The organism is Corynebacterium sp. CCUG 69979, from assembly GCF_024454095.1.
GTDB lineage: Bacteria > Actinomycetota > Actinomycetes > Mycobacteriales > Mycobacteriaceae > Corynebacterium > Corynebacterium genitalium.
Map to the genome: position 1 here is coordinate 87063 of NZ_JAGPZA010000001.1, position 17997 is coordinate 105059.

Below are 17997 nucleotides of genomic sequence, written 5' to 3' on the forward strand. Positions count from 1 at the left end.
GATACGAACTTGAACTCATAAAACCTAGAAGAAAAGGAACATTTACGTGTTTGACGTAAACCTCTTCGACGAGCTCCGCATCGGCCTGGCCACCGCCGAAGACATCCGCCGTTGGTCCCACGGTGAAGTCAAGAAGCCGGAGACCATTAACTACCGCACCCTCAAGCCGGAGAAGGACGGCCTGTTCTGCGAGCGCATCTTCGGCCCGACCCGCGACTGGGAATGCTCCTGCGGTAAGTACAAGCGTGTCCGCTACAAGGGCATCATTTGTGAGCGCTGCGGTGTTGAGGTGACCAAGTCCAAGGTCCGCCGTGAGCGCATGGGCCACATTGAGCTGGCTGCTCCCGTCACCCACATCTGGTACTTCAAGGGTGTGCCGTCCCGCCTGGGTTACCTGCTGGACCTGGCGCCGAAGGATCTTGAGCGCATTATTTACTTCGCCGCCAACATCATCACGTCCGTCGACGAGGAGGCACGTCACAACGACATGTCCACCCTCGAGGCGGAGATGATCCTGGAGAAGAAGGAAATCGAGCAGGACACCGAGGCTGAGATCGCCGACCGTGCCCAGAAGCTCGAAGAAGACCTCGCTGAGCTGGAAGCTTCCGGTGCTGCTGCGTCTGCCCGCAAGAAGGTGCAGAACGCCGCTGACAAGGAAATGCAGCACATGCGCGAGGCTGGCGAGCGCGAGATCGAGCACCTGGACGAGATCTGGAACACCTTCATCAAGCTCGCTCCGAAGCAGATGATCATCGACGAGAACCTCTACGAAGAGCTCGTTGACCGCTACGAGGACTACTTCAGCGGCGGCATGGGCGCTGAGGCGATTCAGACCCTGATCCGCAACTTCGACCTGGACGCCGAGTCCGAGGAGCTGCGCCACATCATCGCCGAGGGCAAGGGCCAGAAGAAGGTCCGTGCTCTCAAGCGCCTGAAGGTTGTCGCCGCGTTCCAGCGCTCCGGCAACGACCCGGCCGGCATGATCCTCGACGCGATCCCGGTGATCCCGCCGGAGCTGCGCCCGATGGTTCAGCTTGATGGTGGCCGCTTTGCCACCTCCGACTTGAACGACCTGTACCGTCGCGTGATCAACCGCAACAACCGTCTCAAGCGCATGATTGACCTCGGCGCCCCCGAGATCATCGTGAACAACGAGAAGCGCATGCTGCAGGAGTCCGTGGACGCGCTGTTCGACAACGGCCGCCGTGGCCGTCCGGTCACTGGCCCGGGCAACCGTCCGCTGAAGTCCCTGTCCGACCTGCTCAAGGGTAAGCAGGGCCGCTTCCGCCAGAACCTGCTGGGTAAGCGCGTGGACTACTCCGGTCGTTCCGTGATTATCGTGGGTCCGCAGCTAAAGATGCACGAGTGCGGTCTGCCGAAGCTGATGGCTCTCGAGCTGTTCAAGCCGTTCGTGATGAAGCGCCTGGTGGACAACGACTACGCGCAGAACATCAAGTCCGCGAAGCGCATGGTGGAGCGCCAGCGCCCTGAGGTGTGGGACGTTCTGGAAGAGGCTATTGCGGAGCACCCGGTGCTGCTCAACCGCGCACCGACGCTGCACCGCCTGGGTATTCAGGCCTTCGAGCCGGTCCTGGTTGAGGGTAAAGCGATCCAGCTGCACCCGCTGGCGTGTGAGGCCTTCAACGCCGACTTCGACGGCGACCAGATGGCTGTCCACCTTCCGCTGTCCGCGGAGGCACAGGCAGAGGCACGCATCCTCATGCTGTCCTCCAACAACATCCTGTCCCCGGCATCCGGTAAGCCGTTGGCTATGCCGCGCCTGGATATGGTGACCGGCCTGTACTTCCTGACCATGGTCAAGGGCGAGGGCGAGATCGGTGGCGAGGGCGCGTACGCTCCGGCCGACGAGAACGGTCCGGCACGCGGTGTGTACTCCTCTCACCGTGAGGCCATCATGGCCTATGACCGTGGCGTTCTGGGCCTGCAGGCCCCGATCAAGGTCCGCATCGATCACCTGCGCCCGACCGCAGAGATTGAGGCGGAGCAGTTCCCCGATGGCTGGGAGAAGGGTCAGTCCTGGTTGGCTGACACCACCTTGGGCCGCATCATGTTCAACGAGATGCTCCCCTTCAACTTCCCGTACCAGGAAGGCGCCATGGTGCGTAAGGGCGGCAAGGACAAGGTGCTGCTGGGTGACATCATCCAGGCGATGGTGGAGAAGTACCCGATGATCACCGTCGCGCAGACGATGGACAAGCTCAAGGACGCTGGTTTCTACTGGGCGACCCGCTCGGGCATCACCATCACCATGTCTGACGTTCTGGTTCTGCCGAACAAGACGGAGATCCTTGACGAGTACGAGCGTGAGGCGGAGGCCATTGAGCGCAAGTACTTCGAGAAGGGTGCGCTGACCGAGAAGGACCGCTACGACCGCCTGGTTGAGCTGTGGCAGGACGCCACCGACAAGGTCGGTAAGGCTGTTGAGGCTCTGTACCCAGACGACAACCCGATTCCGATGATCGTGAAGTCCGGTGCTGCCGGTAACATGCGCCAGATCTGGACCTTGGCCGGTATGAAGGGCATGGTCGTGAACTCCCGCGGTGAGTACATCACCCGTCCGATCAAGACCTCCTTCCGCGAGGGCTTGAGCGTGATGGAGTACTTCAACAACTCCCACGGTTCCCGTAAGGGCCTGGCTGATACCGCTCTGCGTACCGCTGACTCCGGTTACCTCACCCGTCGTCTTGTCGACGTCGCTCAGGACGTCATCGTCCGCGAAGAGGACTGTGGCACCCACCAGGGTGTCAAGGTTCCGGTCGCCGAGGCTGCAGGCACGGGCCGCTTCAACCGCCACGACCTGGTCGAGACCTCGGTCTCCGGCCGCGTGCTGGCGTCCGACGCGACCGACACTGACGGCAACGTCCTTCTCGAAGCAGGCTCGGACCTGTCCGAGGAGCGTATCGACGCTCTCGTCGACGCCGGCATCGAGTCCGTCAAGGTCCGCTCCGTGCTGACCTGCCAGACCCCGACCGGTGTCTGCGCGAAGTGCTACGGCAAGTCCATGGCGACGGGCAAGCTCGTCGACATCGGCGAGGCCGTCGGTATCGTCGCCGCCCAGTCCATTGGTGAGCCGGGTACCCAGCTGACCATGCGTACCTTCCACCAGGGTGGTGTCGGTGGCGACATTACCGGTGGTCTGCCGCGTGTCCAGGAGCTGTTCGAGGCCCGCGTTCCGAAGAACCGCGCCCCGATCGCCTCTGTCGCCGGCGAGATCTCGCTGGAGGACGAGGGCAACTTCTGGACCCTGACCATCCACCCGGAGGACGGCTCCGACGACGTGGTCTACGAGAAGCTGTCCAAGCGCCAGGGCTTGGCCCAGGTGCGCCGCCCGATGGAGTCCAACCCGGAGGCCATGATCGAGCGTTCGCTTCGCGACGGCGACACGGTCAAGGTCGGCGACCGCCTCCTGCGCGGTGCGGCTGATCCGCACGACGTGCTTGAGGTGCTGGGACGCCGCGGCGTCGAAAAGCACCTCATCGACGAGGTGCAGGCTGTGTACCGCACGCAGGGTGTGTCGATCCACGACAAGCACATCGAGATCATCATCCGCCAGATGCTGCGTCGCGGCACCGTCATCGACGCAGGCTCCACAGAATTCCTTCCGGGCACCCTGGTGGACCTGTCCGAGGCACGCCAGATCAACGGCCAGGCTGTCGCCGAGGGTGGCGAGCCGGCAGAGCTGCGCAGCGAGATCATGGGTATCACCAAGGCCTCGCTGGCCACGGAGTCCTGGCTGTCCGCCGCCTCCTTCCAGGAGACGACCCGCGTGCTTACCGACGCCGCTATCAACAAGCGCTCCGATAAGCTCATCGGCCTCAAGGAGAACGTGATCATCGGTAAGCTGATCCCGGCCGGTACGGGTATTTCCCGCTACCGCAACATCTCCGTGAAGCCGACCGAGGCCGCGCGTTCCGCCGCCTACTCGATCCCGACCTTCGGCGATGCCATCTACGGCGACGAAGGCTACGGCGAGTTCACTGGTGCGTCCGTGCCGCTCGACGAGTACGGCATGGGTGGCTACGACACCTACCAGTAGGTAGCCCGTCGCGCTTAAGCGTGAAGGCCCGGTCTCTCCGCGTGGGAGGCCGGGCCTTTCGCTGTGTTCAGGGCTCGTTGGGAGGGCGGTTGCGGAAAAGTTGACAAACCCGATGTCGATCTACCGGCCAAGAACGCTGTGACCAGCGTAGACGGTTCTAGGTGGGAATCCAGTTTGTCAACTTTTCCGCAGGGCTGTGAGCTCTACATCTTCGCGCTCCTTGCCGCCCGGATGATGTCCACGCCACCCATGAGGGCGATGCCGGCGATGGTGATGGTGGGGGCGTCGTCAGGCAGATCCCGCTGAGCGATAGTGACGCTGGGGTGGTCGGTAACCCCGAACCCGCCCATCAGGGCGAAACCTTCGGACTTCACCCGCACGTCTTCCGGGACGACGATGGTGATCCCGCCCATGATCGCATTGGCACTAATTCGAATGTGATCGGAGGCCAAGCGAGCTTGGAGCAGGTTTAGCTCGGTTTCACCCATGAGTCCGAGTGAGAAGTGGTTGCTGTTGATCAGCCAGTCTCCGGAGCGCTCCACGCCACCCATGACGGCAATGGAGCTGGACGTGCCGCCGGGCTCGCCAGTGACAAAGTCGAGAGCCTTGGATCGCGGCTGATGTGCGGCAGAGGACCAGCCTGCTGTGTCCGGGAGTTGCTGGACAGGGGAGAGGTCGACAGTGAGCTCGTCGAGCTGGTCGGCGTAGGTGGCGCGCCAGGCTACCGCCGTGCGCTCGTCGAACTCCGTGGTGTTCAGTTGGCCGTCGGCAAAGGCCGCGGCGAGGACATCGGCGATCTCTTGGCGGCGTGCGTGTGAAACGCGCTTACGGGGCACATTGTCTGCAGAATCGGTCGACATGCCCCCAAAGCTACTTAGTTCTAAGCGGCGAAGCGTGCCCGTCACCTTGAGAGCGGGGAAGCGATTTGCTTTCCGCCGCCCGTACCCTGTACTTTTGAACCCGATTCCGCCGCTGCGCGTTTATCGCGTCGCGGAAATGGAAAAGAACTCCCCGTTCTCCTCGGACGGCGCGATGTTCGCACACGCGGAAGGGCCCCGAAGAAGAGCCCCCATTTTTGCGTGTTCGGGCGCGATGCCGGACGGTGGAGACTTGAGACACCAGACGACGACAAGAAAGTGTTGGTATGCCAACTATTCAGCAGCTGGTCCGTAAGGGCCGCCACGACAAGAAAGCCAAGGTCGCTACGGCTGCCCTGAAGGGCTCCCCGCAGCGCCGCGGTGTGTGCACCCGCGTGTACACCACTACTCCGAAGAAGCCGAACTCCGCTCTGCGTAAGGTCGCGCGTGTGCGTCTGACTTCCGGTATTGAAGTTTCCGCTTACATCCCGGGTGAGGGCCACAACCTGCAGGAGCACTCCATGGTGCTCGTGCGCGGTGGCCGTGTGAAGGACCTTCCGGGTGTCCGCTACAAGATCATCCGTGGTGCTCTGGATACCCAGGGTGTCAAGGACCGCAAGCAGGCTCGCTCCCGTTACGGCGCGAAGAAGGGACAGTAATCAATGCGTAAGCAGCAAGCACCGAAGCGTCCCGTAGTCAAGGACCCGGTTTACGATTCTGAGCTGGTCACCCAGCTGATCAACAAGATTCTCAAGGACGGTAAGAAGTCCACCGCGCAGCGCATTGTCTACGGCGCAATGGAGATGTGTCGCGAGAAGACCGGCACGGATCCGGTTGGCACCCTCGAAAAGGCGCTGGGCAACATCCGCCCCGACCTGGAGGTTCGCTCCCGCCGTGTTGGTGGCGCAACCTACCAGGTGCCGGTTGAGGTCCGTCCGGGCCGTTCCACCACTTTGGCTTTGCGCTGGATGGTCACCTTCACCCGGCAGCGCCGTGAGAACACCATGACCGAGCGTCTGGCTAACGAGATCCTGGATGCGTCCAACGGTCTTGGTGCATCCGTGAAGCGCCGCGAAGACACGCACAAGATGGCTGAGGCTAACCGCGCCTTTGCTCACTACCGCTGGTAATTGTCGCTACAGCTCCGGTTGCCAGGGGCGCATTTAGTGTCTCGGCCTGCCATAATCGCGATTTAGTGGCAGAATCGACAAAGGAAAACATTCAAATCGCTGTCGCTTTTCCCGCAGGTGCGGGTGTAAGCGGCCGCAACAAGACGACAAGTTGGGGTATACAACGTGGCACAAGAAGTGCTTAAGGACCTAGCTAAGGTCCGCAACATCGGCATCATGGCCCACATCGATGCCGGTAAGACGACCACGACCGAGCGCATCCTGTTCTACACGGGTATTAACCGCCGCGTCGGTGAGACGCACGACGGTGGCGCGACCACGGACTGGATGGAGCAGGAGAAGGAGCGCGGTATCACCATTACCTCCGCTGCTGTTACTTGCTTCTGGAACAACAACCAGATCAACATCATCGACACCCCGGGCCACGTTGACTTCACCGTTGAGGTTGAGCGCTCCCTGCGTGTTCTCGACGGTGCTGTTGCAGTGTTCGACGGTAAAGAGGGTGTGGAACCGCAGTCCGAGCAGGTTTGGCGTCAGGCCGCTAAGTACGACGTGCCGCGTATCTGCTTCGTGAACAAGATGGACAAGCTCGGTGCGGACTTCTACCACACCGTCCAGACCATCATTGACCGCCTCGGCGCTAAGCCGTTGGTCATGCAGCTGCCGATCGGCGCTGAGGACGACTTCGATGGTGTCGTTGACCTCATCGACATGAAGGCCATCACCTGGCGCGGCAAGGTCGAGACCGGTGCGGAACCGACCATCGAGGAGATCCCGGCTGACCTTCAGGACAAGGCTGAGGAGTACCGCGAGCAGCTGCTCGAGGCTGTCGCTGAGTCCGACGAGGAACTCATAGAGAAGTACTTCGGCGGCGAGGAGCTCACTGTTGAGGAGATCAAGGGCGCCATCCGCAAGATGACCGTCAACTCCGAGATTTACCCGGTCTTTTGCGGTACCGCGTACCGCAACAAGGGTGTGCAGCCGCTGCTCGATGCTATTGTTGACTACCTGCCGAACCCGCTGGACATTGGCGAGGTCCAGGGCACCTCTGTCGACGGTGAAGAGAAGATGACGCGTAAGCCGTCTGTCGAGGAACCGTTCTCCGCTCTGGCGTTCAAGATTGCCGTTCACCCGTTCTTCGGCAAGCTGACCTACGTGCGCGTTTACTCCGGCCAGGCCATCCCGGGCGAGCAGATGCTCAACTCCACGAAGTCCAAGAAGGAGCGCGTGGGCAAGCTCTTCCAGATGCACGCGAACAAGGAGAACCCGGTCGAGCACGCTGATGCCGGCAACATCTACGCGTTCATCGGTCTGAAGGAAACCACCACGGGTGACACCCTGTGCAACCCGGACCACCCGATCATCCTGGAGTCCATGGACTTCCCGGACCCGGTGATCCAGGTCGCTATTGAGCCGAAGACCAAGGCTGACCAGGAGAAGCTGGGTACCGCTATCCAGAAGCTCGCGGAGGAGGATCCGACCTTCACCGTGCAGCTCGACGAGGAGTCCGGCCAGACCGTCATCGGCGGCATGGGCGAGCTCCACCTCGACGTCCTGGTTGACCGTATGAAGCGCGAGTTCAAGGTCGAAGCGAACATCGGTTCCCCGCAGGTTGCGTACCGCGAGACCATCCGCAAGCCGGTTGAGCACCTCGACTACACGCACAAGAAGCAGACTGGTGGTTCCGGTCAGTTCGCGAAGGTCATCATCTCCATCGAGCCGTACGCTCCGGAGGCAGACGAGCTCGAAGAGGGCCAGTCCCCGACCTACACCTTCGAAAACGCCGTCACCGGTGGCCGCGTGCCGAAGGAGTACATCCCGTCGGTTGACGCTGGTATCCAGGATGCGATGCAGTACGGCTACCTTGCTGGCTACCCGCTGGTGAACATCAAGGCCACGCTCGAGGACGGCGCTTACCACGAGGTCGACTCCTCTGAGATGGCGTTCAAGCTCGCTGGTTCCCAGGCCCTGAAGGAAGCTGTCGCGAAGGCGAAGCCGGTGCTGCTCGAGCCGCTCATGGCTGTCGAGGTTGTCACCCCCGAGGAGTACATGGGTACCGTCAACGGCGACATCAGCTCCCGCCGCGGCCAGGTGTACGCCATGGAAGACCGTTCCGGCGCCAAGGTTGTCAAGGCGAAGGTGCCCCTGTCCGAAATGTTCGGTTACATCGGTGACCTCCGTTCCTCCACCGCTGGCCGTGCGAACTTCACCATGGTGTTCGACTCCTACGGTGAGGTTCCGTCCAACATCGCTCAGGACATCATCGACGAGCGCAACGGCCGGGCTTAAGCCCAGCTAACCCTCCCTTCTGTGCCAGGAGGGAGGGGCGGTAGCGGCCGAGCTGAGCGGAGCATCGCTTGACGACGTTTCACTGAGCCGGCCGTTACCACAGATCAACTGCCTACCGCAGTGGTTGGAGCCCTAGACTAGCCCCGGCCTGTGGTTTGAAAAACGGCATTAACAAATCTAGGATCATGTAACTGGCACATTTGCAAATGAACAACCACGTGATTGTGAGATTCACAATCACACGATCGTCCAGGAGGACAATCAGTGTCTAAGGCTAAGTTTGAGCGCAGCAAGCCGCACGTAAACATCGGCACCATCGGTCACGTCGACCACGGCAAGACCACCACCACTGCTGCCATCACCACGGTTCTGGCTAGCCAGTACCCGGAGGAGAACCAGGCATTCGACTACGCTGCGATCGATAAGGCTCCGGAGGAGCGCGAGCGTGGTATTACCATCAACATTTCCCACGTTGAGTACAACACCCCGAAGCGCCACTACGCACACGTTGACGCCCCGGGCCACGCCGACTACATCAAGAACATGATTACCGGTGCTGCTCAGATGGACGGCGCGATCCTCGTGGTTGCTGCTACCGACGGCCCGATGCCGCAGACCCGTGAACACGTGCTGCTCGCTCGCCAGGTTGGCGTTCCGTACATCCTCGTCGCTCTGAACAAGTGCGACATGGTTGACGATGAGGAGATCATCGAGCTCGTCGAGATGGAGGTCCGCGAGCTGCTGGCTGAGCAGGAGTACGACGAAGAAGCTCCGATCGTCCAGATCTCCGCTCTGAAGGCTCTTGAAGGCGACGAGAAGTGGGTTCAGTCCATCGTCGACCTCATGCAGGCTTGCGATGACTCCATCCCGGACCCGGAGCGCGAGACCGACCGTCCGTTCCTGATGCCGGTCGAGGACATCTTCACCATTTCCGGCCGCGGTACCGTTGTTACCGGCCGTGTTGAGCGTGGTGTCCTGAACCTCAACGACGAGGTTGAGATCATCGGTATCCGGGAGAAGTCCCAGAAGACCACCGTTACCTCCATCGAGATGTTCAACAAGCTTCTCGACACCGCTGAGGCTGGCGACAACGCTGCTCTGCTGCTGCGTGGTCTCAAGCGTGAGGACGTTGAGCGTGGCCAGGTCGTCATCGCACCGGGCGCCTACACCCCGCACACCAAATTCGAGGGTTCCGTCTACGTCCTGTCCAAGGACGAGGGCGGCCGCCACACCCCGTTCTTCGACAACTACCGTCCGCAGTTCTACTTCCGCACCACCGACGTGACCGGTGTTGTGAAGCTGCCGGAGGGCACCGAGATGGTCATGCCGGGCGACAACGTTGAGATGTCCGTCGAGCTGATCCAGCCGGTCGCTATGGATGAGGGTCTGCGCTTCGCTATCCGCGAGGGCTCCCGCACCGTCGGCGCTGGCCGTGTCACCAAGATCGTCGAGTAATCACTCGCGATCGAGCGCTAGCGCGCTGATCTAACCGCTGTTTCCGGGTTCATCCCGGGGCAGCGGTTTTTTCGTGCCTTCACCCGGGCGAGTGTAGATTCAGTTGCGTGAGCCCGTCCGACATGCCTGACCCGACCCGGATCCCCACTGTTTTGGATGAGCTGCGCCTGACGTGGGAGGGGCAGCCTGAGTTGTCGCTGGCCACGCTTCTCGGTGTGCTGTCTAACCGCGGGGTGGGGTGGGGCACCTCCGACGAGGAGTTGATTGAGGCTCTCCGTGCCGAGCGCGCCATTCATCCAGCAGACGTGCCCCGTGATGAGAACGGTCGCGCAGCGCATTCTTTCCTCGTTGAAACCGCATCGCCCGACCATAGCGTCACGCTCACCCGGTCCCATGTCGTCGTCAGGTCGGTACAGGACCGCGACCGGCAGCCGAGCATGTGGGCGTATGAGTCTGTCCGGGCGACGGGTCCCGGCCGGTTGCTTGTGGTCAGGGATGGGGAGGGGGTTGAGCACCGCTTGGGCGTCGTCACGCGAATTGAAGCGCTGGGGGACGCGCCTGAGCTGGAGGGGCTCGAGCTCGCGGAAGTGGGCAACGCTGTGTGGCTTGTGCTTATCGACGGTGCCCGCGCCCTGATCAGCCATCGCCTCCACACATGGCGCGTCGAGGGGCGGGAGGTCAAGAAAACTACGCTGGCGTGGGAGCGCGTTGTGCGGTGCGAAATAGGCGAAGACCTGGTCGTCTCCCCGGTAGGTGGGGGAGAGGACCAGGTCTTGGGCCGGGTGGAGCAGATCGTGCTCTTAGAGAGCTAGTTTGCCGCCACCTTGTCGAGGTGAAGCTTGAACACCGTGTCAATATCCATGGTGTCCACAGCGTCCCGGAAGTCCTTGTCGAGCTGCTCGACGTGGGCGACGATCGTCTCGAAGTCGAACTCGGGGTTCGCTGTGATGGTGAACGTCGCGGTTGGGCGCTGTCCCACGTAGGACACGTTCTGGGTCGCCTTGGTGATCGGCTCAGTGGATTCGGCGTAGTTGCACGCAGCCTGAGCGAGGCGGGCGACATTGACGCGGGTCTCACCCAACGCCGGATTGGCGGGGGCGATGGCGCGGTTGTTGAACCCGCGGCTGCGAATGTTCGACAGGATCATCCACAGCCCCAGGATGATGGAGGCGACCATGACGGCGATGAGCGCGCCGGTGTACCAATTCATTCCTGGCACATCGGCAATCATGGAGCGGTTGATGTCGCGGACAAAGTCCGAAACGTACGGAATGTTCCAGTACAGCGCCGCGGGGATCAACCCGCCAAGGAGCAGAAGCAGCCCCAGCAGGAAGATGATCAGGCGGTCGAAGAACGCGAGTGTCCGTGTCATTGCAGCTCCCTCACCGGTTCGGGTTGGTGGATGTTGACCTTGACGTGCGGCGGCGGATTGAGCCTCTGAACCTGCTCGGTCAGGGTTGCCGCCAGACGCTGGTCGAGGTGGCCGGAACCGTCATCCTCTACGTCCACGATGAGCTTCTTGCGGGTCGCCTTGGAGGAAATGCTCGAGCGGCCGAGTTCGGACCGTGCAGATGCGGTCGCCTTGCGGGCCACGTCCACCGGGCGAACCCAGATGGAGGACGGCGAAGCGACCTGCATGTGGGTCCGTGGACGCGGCATGAGAGCAGTGATGAGCAGCCACAGGCCCACCAGCGCCACGATAATGCCGACGGTGATTCCCACCGGGTTCACCGCGGCGCCACCGAGCCACTGGAAGACCGGGCGGATCCACGAGTTCTGCGGGTCGTTCTCCTGGTAGCGGTACCACAGGTCGCGTCCGATCACGCCTGCCAAACCGAGCAGGAGCAGGCCGAGTAGGACGGTCAGCCAGCGCACAACCGGGTTGCCGCGCGGTTCACCGCCGGGTTGCGGGGCGACGTGATCGGGCCCCTGAGCTGGCGGCGCCTGAGGTTGGGGAACCTGCGGCTGCGCCAAATCAGTGATGTCGTGGATCTCAGCCATCGCTTTCCTCCTCGAGGTTGTCCGGGCTGACGGTGATCGGTGTCAACGCTTGCGGCTTAGGCGCCTGCGGCACGAGGATCTGCTTGGGATTGTCCACACCCACGCGTCGCAGCGGTTGCGGCTCCGGCCGGAGGACCTCAACGTGCTGGGGCTTCGGTGCATAGATCGGGTCGAGCGGTCGGCGTGCCGGCAGGGACACCGGTGCGATTCGCGCCGGAGCGGTAACGGTGATCTGGCGCAGCGGCTCCGTCGGCGGAATGATCACCGGCTTGCGCGGGAATGCGCGGGTAACCGTGATCGGCCGCTGGGGTGCGAACTGCGTGACGGTGATGCTGCGCAGCGGGGCCGGTGCCGGCGCAACGGGGGAGCGTGGCGCCGGCGGCTGCGGCAGCTGAATACCCGCCAACGGTAGCGGCGGGGGAGTGAGCACCGGATCGAGCGGGCGAATCGGCGGCTGTGGCACCCCGCGAACGCTTGGCGCTGGCGGGGCGGACACGTGCTGCACGGTCGGTGCCGGCGGCGTGCTCACGTGAGCGATCTGGTCGTACGTGGAGTCGTCCACAACGATTGGGGTCAGCTCGGCCTGCGGCTTGACCACGGGTGAGGTGACAGTCGATGGGGTGGTCTCCACCGGGGCCGGCACAATGCCGACGGGGTGGTGTGCCAAGTCGGTGCGCGTCACGCGCCGTTGGGAGGACACTTCCGCATCCGCCACGGCAATGTTGATGCGCGTGACCGTCAGACCGGTGAGCGTTTCCACATGGGTGCCCACCGTCTGCCGGACTTCGTCGGTAATCGCGCCGACCGGGGCGGGGTAGGTGGTCACCATCTCTACGTCGAGTGCGACAGCGCCGGAGGGACGGTCAATATGGGCATCCACGCGCGGAAAACTACGACCGGCAAGGCCGGCCAGTTTTGCGTCGATCGCGCAGGTGCCTGGAACCGTCAGCACAGCCGCTTCGGCGACGCGACCAACGGCCTTCTCGCTGATGCGGTAGGAATCTGGATCCATTAGCCGCGACCCCGGCCCGAGGTTGTGCTCACCAGCTCGGCGAGGTCAATGCGGCCTTCGAGCTGGGCGCCGACGACACCACCGATGGCGCCGAAGAGCGCGGTGAAGAAGAAGCCGAGCCACCCGCCCAAGATGAGCGCGAACGCCAGCACAACACCGATCAGTGCGCCTAGGACGGTCTTATTGGAGAAAATGTTCATTTCTGTGTCCCATACTCTTAGTTTTGCGTAGCCGTCTGGGGTCTGCGCACGGCGTCCGCCACGACGACATCAATACGCGGCGCGCCCATGCTCGCAATGGCGGGGGTCTGTGCGACGGCGCTCTGAATGTCGGCGACGATGTGCGGAATCTCGCGGCGGGAGGACAGGTCGTAGATGACGTGGATGGCAATGTGCGAGGGCCCGATCAGCTCGATGCCCTCAATCATTGCGCCCGGCACCCGCAGGAAAGCCCTGCCCATGCGGCCGCTGGTCAACCCCGCCACGCCTTTCACGGATGTCGCGGCACCGCAGATTTGCTCGGCGGTGTCGCGGGTGACGGAGAACGAAGCCATTACTGTTCCAGGACCTGACCGTTAGCCGGGTAGGTCGGCTCGTTGCGGACGGCCTCTTCCTCGGTGTTCTGCTCCGGCAGGTTGACATCGTGGACGGTGACGTCGACGCGGTCGACGATCAGGCCGGTCATGCGGGTCACGGCGATGGTGACGTTCTCGCGGATAGCGTTAGCCAGCTCGTGGATGGCAACTCCGTACTCGGCGATGATGGCAACGGCGACGTCAGCGTGGCCGTTCTCCACCACAACGTTCACGCCCTGCTGGACATTGGTGGAAGCGGTCAGGGACTCACGGACTGCGCCCCACATGCGGGCCGCGCCGCCGCCCAGGTTGTGCACACCGGAGACCTCGCGGGCAGCGATGCCGGCGATCTTGCCCACAACGTTGTCGTCGATGACGGTAGAACCGTGCTCGGTCTCGAGCGCCTCGTTGCGCGGTTGAGCTGCTGCTTCAGGAGTGGTGGAGCCGCCGGTCTCGGCGGTTGCGGGAACGTCAGCGGAGGTCGGGTTCTGGTTGTTGGTGTCCATCATGGTCCTTCCGGGAAAGTTGGGTTAGTTGCGCTTATGCGTCACTCGCCATACTAGGCTCGCCTGCGTACCTCGGCAATGCGAGAAGAAGATCGGTACCGTTTCGAGACCAAGTCCTCCTATTTGCTTTCGGTTTGAGCTGTGTGTTTAAATACTCGGGTTGCTTTAACACGGCGTCTTCAACACGGCGTCGCTGGTAAGGCGAACATGACACCTTTTGCACGGTAAGCCAGCATTGCTTATCGACGAAGGACCTGCGATCGAGCACAGGCCACCACGAGGCACTCTCGAGACCGGGGACCGGAGAAGGGGCATGGCAAATAAACAGCGGCAGTACACGAAGGCCACGGGGCGCTGATCGTCGATAAGCGATCTGCCCACCTCCTTCCAAGCCTGACACTGAGCTTTCTTGCTCAGCGGAAGCACTGACAAGCGCGTTGTTTTCACGCCATGCATCTTCCGCCGATTGTCATGGCAGTCAATTCGTTTGAAAGACACTGGCGTTGTCAGCCGGGCCCTGAACCGGACAACGTTATAGAGAAAAGAAGCAAGCTAGTCCTCACCTCTTCGCTCTCAATTCACTTTGTTCACATCGAGCGAAGCGAGAGAGTGAACGTGGGGAAGCGAGGAAGAGGTTTACGTGGCGGGACAGAAGATCCGCATCCGGCTCAAGGCCTACGACCACGAAGCGATTGACGCATCTGCGAAGAAGATCGTTGAGACGGTCACCCGCACGGGTGCCCGCGTCGTTGGACCGGTGCCGTTGCCTACCGAAAAGAACGTGTACGCCGTTATTCGTTCTCCCCACAAGTACAAGGACTCGCGCGAGCATTTTGAGATGCGCACTCACAAGCGCCTCATCGACATCCTCGACCCGACGCCGAAGACGGTGGATGCCCTCATGCGCATCGACCTTCCTGCCAGCGTCGACGTGAACATCCAGTAGGGAGAACTGACACATGACTAACGAGATCAAGGGCATTCTGGGCCGCAAGCTCGGTATGACCCAGATCTTCGACGAGGAGAACCGTGTTATCCCGGTGACCGTCGTCGAGGCTGGGCCGTGCGTTGTCACCCAGATCCGCACTGAAGAAACCGATGGCTACTCCGCCATCCAGATCGCTTACGGCGACATTGATCCCCGTAAGGCGAAGAAGCCGCAGGCAGGCCACTACCAGAAGGCCGGCCAGAACCCGCGCCGCCACGTGGCTGAGATCCGCATGGACGACACCTCTGCCTACGAACTTGGCCAGGAAGTGACCGTCAACATCTTCGACGGCGATACCTTCGTCGACGTTGCCGGCACCACCAAGGGCAAGGGCTACGCAGGTGCCATGAAGCGCCACGGCTTCGCAGGCCAGGGTGCCGCTCACGGTAACCAGGCTGCGCACCGCCGCGTCGGCTCCATCGGTGGCTGCGCCACCCCGGGCCGCGTGTTCAAGGGCAAGCGCATGGCAGGCCGCATGGGCAGCAACCGTGTGACTACCCAGAACCTGAAGATTCAACGCATCGACGGCGACTCCAACCTGCTGCTGATCAAGGGCGCCATTCCCGGCGCCAAGGGCAGCCTGGTCACCGTCAAGACCGCAGTGAAGGGCGGTGCTCACGCATGACGAACCTGACACTTGATGTCCACACCGCTGACGGAGCAACCAAGGGCACTGTCGAGCTCCCGGCCGAGCTGTTCGACCGTGAAGCTTCCGTGCCCCTGATGCACCAGGTGGTCAACGCGCAGCTCGCCGCTGCACGCCAGGGCACCCACAAGACCAAGACCCGCGGCGAGGTCCGCGGCGGTGGCCGCAAGCCGTTCCGCCAGAAGGGCACCGGCCGCGCACGCCAGGGCTCCATCCGCGCACCGCACTACACCGGCGGTGGCACGGTTCACGGCCCGGTGCCGCGTGACTACTCGCAGCGCACCCCGAAGAAGATGATCAAGGCAGCTCTTGCCGGCGCCCTGACCAACCGTGCTCAGAACGACCGCATTCACGTGGTCGAAGAGCTCGTTCCGGGTCAGACCCCGTCGACCAAGTCCGCCCGCGCCTTTGTCGAGCGCCTCACCGACCGCAAGTCGGTTCTGCTCGTCATCGGCCGTGAGGATGTCAACTCCCGTCTTTCCGCACGGAACCTGCCGGGCGTGACCATCCTTGAGCCGGGTCAGCTGAACACCTACGACGTGCTCAACGCAGACGACGTGGTCTTCTCCGTGGAAGCTCTCCACGACTTCGTGGGCCGCGCAAACGCTGTTGGTGCCGCAGAGGAGGCAAAGAACTAATGGCTAAGATCGCCAACCCGCGCGACATCATCATCGCCCCGGTCCTCTCCGAGAAGACCTACGGCCTGATGGAGCAGAACACCTACACGTTCTACGTCGCTCCGGAAGCCAACAAGACCCAGATCAAGATTGCCGTGGAGGAAATCTTCGGCGTGAAGGTCGATTCCGTGAACACCGTCAACCGCGAGGGCAAGCGCAAGCGTTCCCGCACCGGTTGGGGCAAGCGGAAGGACACCAAGCGCGCCTACGTCACCCTCCGCGAGGGCAGCGACTCCATCGACATTTTCGGAGGCGCGACTGCCTAGCGGCAGCCAGCGCTAACGAAAAGAGTTAGATCGAAAAGGAACTACTATGGCTATTCGTAAGTACAAGCCGACAACCCCGGGTCGCCGCAACAGCTCCGTTTCCGAGTTCGAGGACATCACTCGTTCCACCCCGGAGAAGTCCCTGCTGCGCCCGCTCCCGAAGAAGGGTGGCCGCAACACTCACGGCCACATCACTACCCGCCACCGTGGCGGCGGCCACAAGCGCCAGTACCGCGTTATTGACTTCCGCCGCTCCGACAAGGACGGCATCCCGGCAAAGGTCGCTCACATCGAGTACGACCCGAACCGCACCGCCAACATCGCTCTGTTGCACTACGCAGACGGCGAGAAGCGCTACATCATCGCACCGAAGGGCCTGACCCAGGGCACCACGGTAGAAGCTGGCGCCAACGCCGACATCAAGGTGGGCAACAACCTGCCGCTGCGCAACATCCCGACCGGTACGACCATCCACGCCGTGGAGCTCAAGCCGGGTGCCGGCGCCAAGCTGGCCCGTTCCGCAGGCACATCCATCCAGCTGCTGGGTAAGGAAGGCACCTACGCCGTTTTGCGTATGCCGTCTTCCGAAATCCGCCGCGTGGACATCCGCTGCCGCGCGACCGTCGGCGAGGTTGGCAACGCTGACCAGATCAACATCCGCTGGGGTAAGGCCGGCCGTATGCGCTGGAAGGGCTGGAGGCCCACTGTCCGCGGTGTTGTCATGAACCCGGTCGACCACCCGCACGGTGGTGGTGAGGGTAAGACCTCCGGTGGCCGCCACCCGGTTTCCCCGTGGGGCCAGCAGGAAGGCCGTACCCGCAACCCGAACCGTTATTCCAACAACATGATCGTGCGCCGTCGTCGCCCGAACAAGAAGCGCTAAGAGGAGGTAACTTCACATGCCACGCAGCCTAAAGAAAGGCCCGTTCGTTGACGAGCACCTCCTCAACAAGGTGGATGCTCAGAACGAGGCCGGAACCAAGCAGGTCATCAAGACCTGGTCCCGCCGCTCGACCATTCTCCCCGACTTCATCGGGCACACCTTCGCCGTCCACGACGGCCGCAAGCACGTGCCGGTGTTCATCGACGAGTCCATGGTCGGCCACAAGCTCGGTGAATTCGCACCGACGAAGACCTTCAAGGGTCACGTCAAGGAAGAGAAGGGGCGTCGATAAGCAATGAGTGACACCATCACCTCCGCACGCGCTACCGCCAAGTACGTTCGCACCTCGCAGATGAAGGCGAACCGGGTCCTCGACCTCGTCCGCGGCAAGTCCGTGTCCGAGGCCCTGGCAATCCTGAAGTACGCGCCGCAGTCCGTGTCCACCCAGGTGGCCAAGGTCGTCGCGTCTGCAGCTGCCAACGCTGAGAACAACTTCGGTCTTGACCCGCGCACGCTGGTCATTTCCGAGGCATACGCCAACGAAGGCCCGACCATGCGCCGCTACCAGCCGCGCGCCCAGGGCCGCGCATTCCAGATCCGCAAGCGCACCTGCCACATCACCGTGGTAGTTGAGAGCCAGAAGGAGGCTTAAACTC

The 17997-nt window shown here is 62.4% G+C and carries 20 protein-coding genes; 13 read left to right on the forward strand and 7 right to left on the reverse strand.

Annotation, left to right across the window (positions count from 1 at the left end; genetic code table 11):
* Positions 1–46: 46 nt before the first annotated feature.
* Positions 47–4057, forward strand: coding sequence for a DNA-directed RNA polymerase subunit beta' (locus tag KBX18_RS00450; RefSeq protein ID WP_255994406.1), 4011 nt, complete (start codon positions 47–49; stop codon positions 4055–4057).
* A gap of 203 nt (positions 4058–4260) precedes the next feature.
* Here KBX18_RS00450 and KBX18_RS00455 read toward each other — a convergent pair whose 3' ends face one another.
* Entirely contained in the window at positions 4261–4917 is a 657-nt protein-coding gene (locus tag KBX18_RS00455; RefSeq protein WP_255994407.1) for a DUF1707 domain-containing protein, read from the reverse strand.
* Positions 4918–5201: 284 nt separating this feature from the next.
* On the opposite strand from KBX18_RS00455, the gene rpsL reads away from it, so the two are divergent.
* From rpsL to KBX18_RS00480, 5 genes are all read left to right on the forward strand, one after another.
* Complete coding sequence (rpsL, locus tag KBX18_RS00460) at positions 5202–5573, forward strand: 30S ribosomal protein S12 (RefSeq protein ID WP_005286791.1); 372 nt, start codon at positions 5202–5204, stop codon at positions 5571–5573.
* 3 nt (positions 5574–5576) lie between these two features.
* Positions 5577–6044 carry a 30S ribosomal protein S7 gene (gene rpsG, locus KBX18_RS00465; RefSeq protein WP_005286788.1) on the forward strand — a complete coding sequence of 156 codons (468 nt, stop codon included), beginning with the start codon at positions 5577–5579 and terminating at the stop codon, positions 6042–6044.
* 165 nt (positions 6045–6209) lie between these two features.
* Positions 6210–8333, forward strand: coding sequence for an elongation factor G (fusA, locus tag KBX18_RS00470; RefSeq protein WP_255994408.1), 2124 nt, complete (start codon positions 6210–6212; stop codon positions 8331–8333).
* 264 nt (positions 8334–8597) lie between these two features.
* Entirely contained in the window at positions 8598–9788 is a 1191-nt protein-coding gene (gene tuf, locus KBX18_RS00475; protein ID WP_005286783.1) for an elongation factor Tu, read from the forward strand.
* 107 nt (positions 9789–9895) lie between these two features.
* A complete protein-coding gene (locus KBX18_RS00480; RefSeq protein WP_255994409.1) occupies positions 9896–10600 on the forward strand; it encodes a hypothetical protein in 705 nt (234 codons plus the stop codon).
* On the opposite strand, the gene KBX18_RS00485 is transcribed toward KBX18_RS00480, so the two are convergent.
* From KBX18_RS00485 to KBX18_RS00510, 6 genes are read right to left on the reverse strand one after another with little or no spacing between them, the layout of a single operon-like run.
* Positions 10597–11160 carry a hypothetical protein gene (locus KBX18_RS00485; protein ID WP_255994411.1) on the reverse strand — a complete coding sequence of 188 codons (564 nt, stop codon included), beginning with the start codon at positions 11158–11160 and terminating at the stop codon, positions 10597–10599. The genes KBX18_RS00480 and KBX18_RS00485 overlap by 4 nt on opposite strands.
* Positions 11157–11789 (reverse strand): DUF6286 domain-containing protein, encoded by a 633-nt coding sequence (locus KBX18_RS00490; protein WP_255994412.1) that lies wholly within the window; start codon positions 11787–11789, stop codon positions 11157–11159. Before KBX18_RS00490 ends, KBX18_RS00485 begins: the two co-directional genes overlap by 4 nt.
* On the reverse strand, positions 11782–12801 hold the full coding sequence (locus tag KBX18_RS00495) for an Asp23/Gls24 family envelope stress response protein (RefSeq protein WP_255994413.1): 1020 nt from the start codon (positions 12799–12801) through the stop codon (positions 11782–11784). Before KBX18_RS00495 ends, KBX18_RS00490 begins: the two co-directional genes overlap by 8 nt.
* Positions 12801–13001, reverse strand: a complete 201-nt coding sequence (locus tag KBX18_RS00500; protein WP_005286768.1) for a hypothetical protein — start codon at positions 12999–13001, stop codon at positions 12801–12803. Before KBX18_RS00500 ends, KBX18_RS00495 begins: the two co-directional genes overlap by 1 nt.
* Before the next feature lie 17 nt (positions 13002–13018).
* Positions 13019–13354: a hypothetical protein gene (locus KBX18_RS00505; protein WP_005286765.1), complete on the reverse strand. Its 336-nt coding sequence runs from the start codon at positions 13352–13354 to the stop codon at positions 13019–13021.
* A complete protein-coding gene (locus KBX18_RS00510) occupies positions 13354–13884 on the reverse strand; it encodes an Asp23/Gls24 family envelope stress response protein (protein ID WP_005286763.1) in 531 nt (176 codons plus the stop codon). The genes KBX18_RS00505 and KBX18_RS00510 overlap by 1 nt, the downstream gene beginning before the upstream one ends.
* A 637-nt stretch (positions 13885–14521) precedes the next feature.
* Between KBX18_RS00510 and rpsJ the strand changes: the two genes are divergently transcribed.
* From rpsJ to rplV, 7 genes are read left to right on the forward strand one after another with little or no spacing between them, the layout of a single operon-like run.
* On the forward strand, positions 14522–14827 hold the full coding sequence (gene rpsJ / locus KBX18_RS00515; RefSeq protein ID WP_003848085.1) for a 30S ribosomal protein S10: 306 nt from the start codon (positions 14522–14524) through the stop codon (positions 14825–14827).
* A 13-nt stretch (positions 14828–14840) separates the two neighbouring features.
* Positions 14841–15494, forward strand: a complete 654-nt coding sequence (gene rplC / locus KBX18_RS00520; protein WP_005286757.1) for a 50S ribosomal protein L3 — start codon at positions 14841–14843, stop codon at positions 15492–15494.
* Positions 15491–16153 carry a 50S ribosomal protein L4 gene (gene rplD / locus KBX18_RS00525; protein WP_005286755.1) on the forward strand — a complete coding sequence of 221 codons (663 nt, stop codon included), beginning with the start codon at positions 15491–15493 and terminating at the stop codon, positions 16151–16153. The genes rplC and rplD overlap by 4 nt, the downstream gene beginning before the upstream one ends.
* Complete coding sequence (gene rplW, locus KBX18_RS00530; RefSeq protein ID WP_005286752.1) at positions 16153–16458, forward strand: 50S ribosomal protein L23; 306 nt, start codon at positions 16153–16155, stop codon at positions 16456–16458. Before rplD ends, rplW begins: the two co-directional genes overlap by 1 nt.
* 46 nt (positions 16459–16504) lie before the next feature.
* On the forward strand, positions 16505–17341 hold the full coding sequence (gene rplB / locus KBX18_RS00535) for a 50S ribosomal protein L2 (RefSeq protein ID WP_005286747.1): 837 nt from the start codon (positions 16505–16507) through the stop codon (positions 17339–17341).
* A 16-nt stretch (positions 17342–17357) separates the two neighbouring features.
* On the forward strand, positions 17358–17633 hold the full coding sequence (gene rpsS / locus KBX18_RS00540) for a 30S ribosomal protein S19 (protein WP_005286746.1): 276 nt from the start codon (positions 17358–17360) through the stop codon (positions 17631–17633).
* A 3-nt stretch (positions 17634–17636) separates the two neighbouring features.
* Complete coding sequence (gene rplV, locus KBX18_RS00545) at positions 17637–17993, forward strand: 50S ribosomal protein L22 (RefSeq protein WP_005286744.1); 357 nt, start codon at positions 17637–17639, stop codon at positions 17991–17993.
* Positions 17994–17997: the final 4 nt, after the last annotated feature.

What these genes read in the sequence shown, in the direction of transcription:
- KBX18_RS00455 (WP_255994407.1), bottom strand. Translation starts at nt 4,917, where the DNA reads ATGTCGACCGATTCTGCAGACAATGTGCCCCGTAAGCGCGTTTCACAC.
- rpsL (WP_005286791.1), top strand. Translation starts at nt 5,202, where the DNA reads ATGCCAACTATTCAGCAGCTGGTCCGTAAGGGCCGCCACGACAAGAAA.
- rpsG (WP_005286788.1), top strand. Translation starts at nt 5,577, where the DNA reads ATGCGTAAGCAGCAAGCACCGAAGCGTCCCGTAGTCAAGGACCCGGTT.
- KBX18_RS00485 (WP_255994411.1), bottom strand. Translation starts at nt 11,160, where the DNA reads ATGACACGGACACTCGCGTTCTTCGACCGCCTGATCATCTTCCTGCTG.
- KBX18_RS00490 (WP_255994412.1), bottom strand. Translation starts at nt 11,789, where the DNA reads ATGGCTGAGATCCACGACATCACTGATTTGGCGCAGCCGCAGGTTCCC.
- KBX18_RS00495 (WP_255994413.1), bottom strand. Translation starts at nt 12,801, where the DNA reads ATGGATCCAGATTCCTACCGCATCAGCGAGAAGGCCGTTGGTCGCGTC.
- KBX18_RS00500 (WP_005286768.1), bottom strand. Translation starts at nt 13,001, where the DNA reads ATGAACATTTTCTCCAATAAGACCGTCCTAGGCGCACTGATCGGTGTT.
- KBX18_RS00505 (WP_005286765.1), bottom strand. Translation starts at nt 13,354, where the DNA reads ATGGCTTCGTTCTCCGTCACCCGCGACACCGCCGAGCAAATCTGCGGT.
- KBX18_RS00510 (WP_005286763.1), bottom strand. Translation starts at nt 13,884, where the DNA reads ATGATGGACACCAACAACCAGAACCCGACCTCCGCTGACGTTCCCGCA.
- rplC (WP_005286757.1), top strand. Translation starts at nt 14,841, where the DNA reads ATGACTAACGAGATCAAGGGCATTCTGGGCCGCAAGCTCGGTATGACC.
- rplD (WP_005286755.1), top strand. Translation starts at nt 15,491, where the DNA reads ATGACGAACCTGACACTTGATGTCCACACCGCTGACGGAGCAACCAAG.
- rplW (WP_005286752.1), top strand. Translation starts at nt 16,153, where the DNA reads ATGGCTAAGATCGCCAACCCGCGCGACATCATCATCGCCCCGGTCCTC.
- rplB (WP_005286747.1), top strand. Translation starts at nt 16,505, where the DNA reads ATGGCTATTCGTAAGTACAAGCCGACAACCCCGGGTCGCCGCAACAGC.
- rpsS (WP_005286746.1), top strand. Translation starts at nt 17,358, where the DNA reads ATGCCACGCAGCCTAAAGAAAGGCCCGTTCGTTGACGAGCACCTCCTC.
- rplV (WP_005286744.1), top strand. Translation starts at nt 17,637, where the DNA reads ATGAGTGACACCATCACCTCCGCACGCGCTACCGCCAAGTACGTTCGC.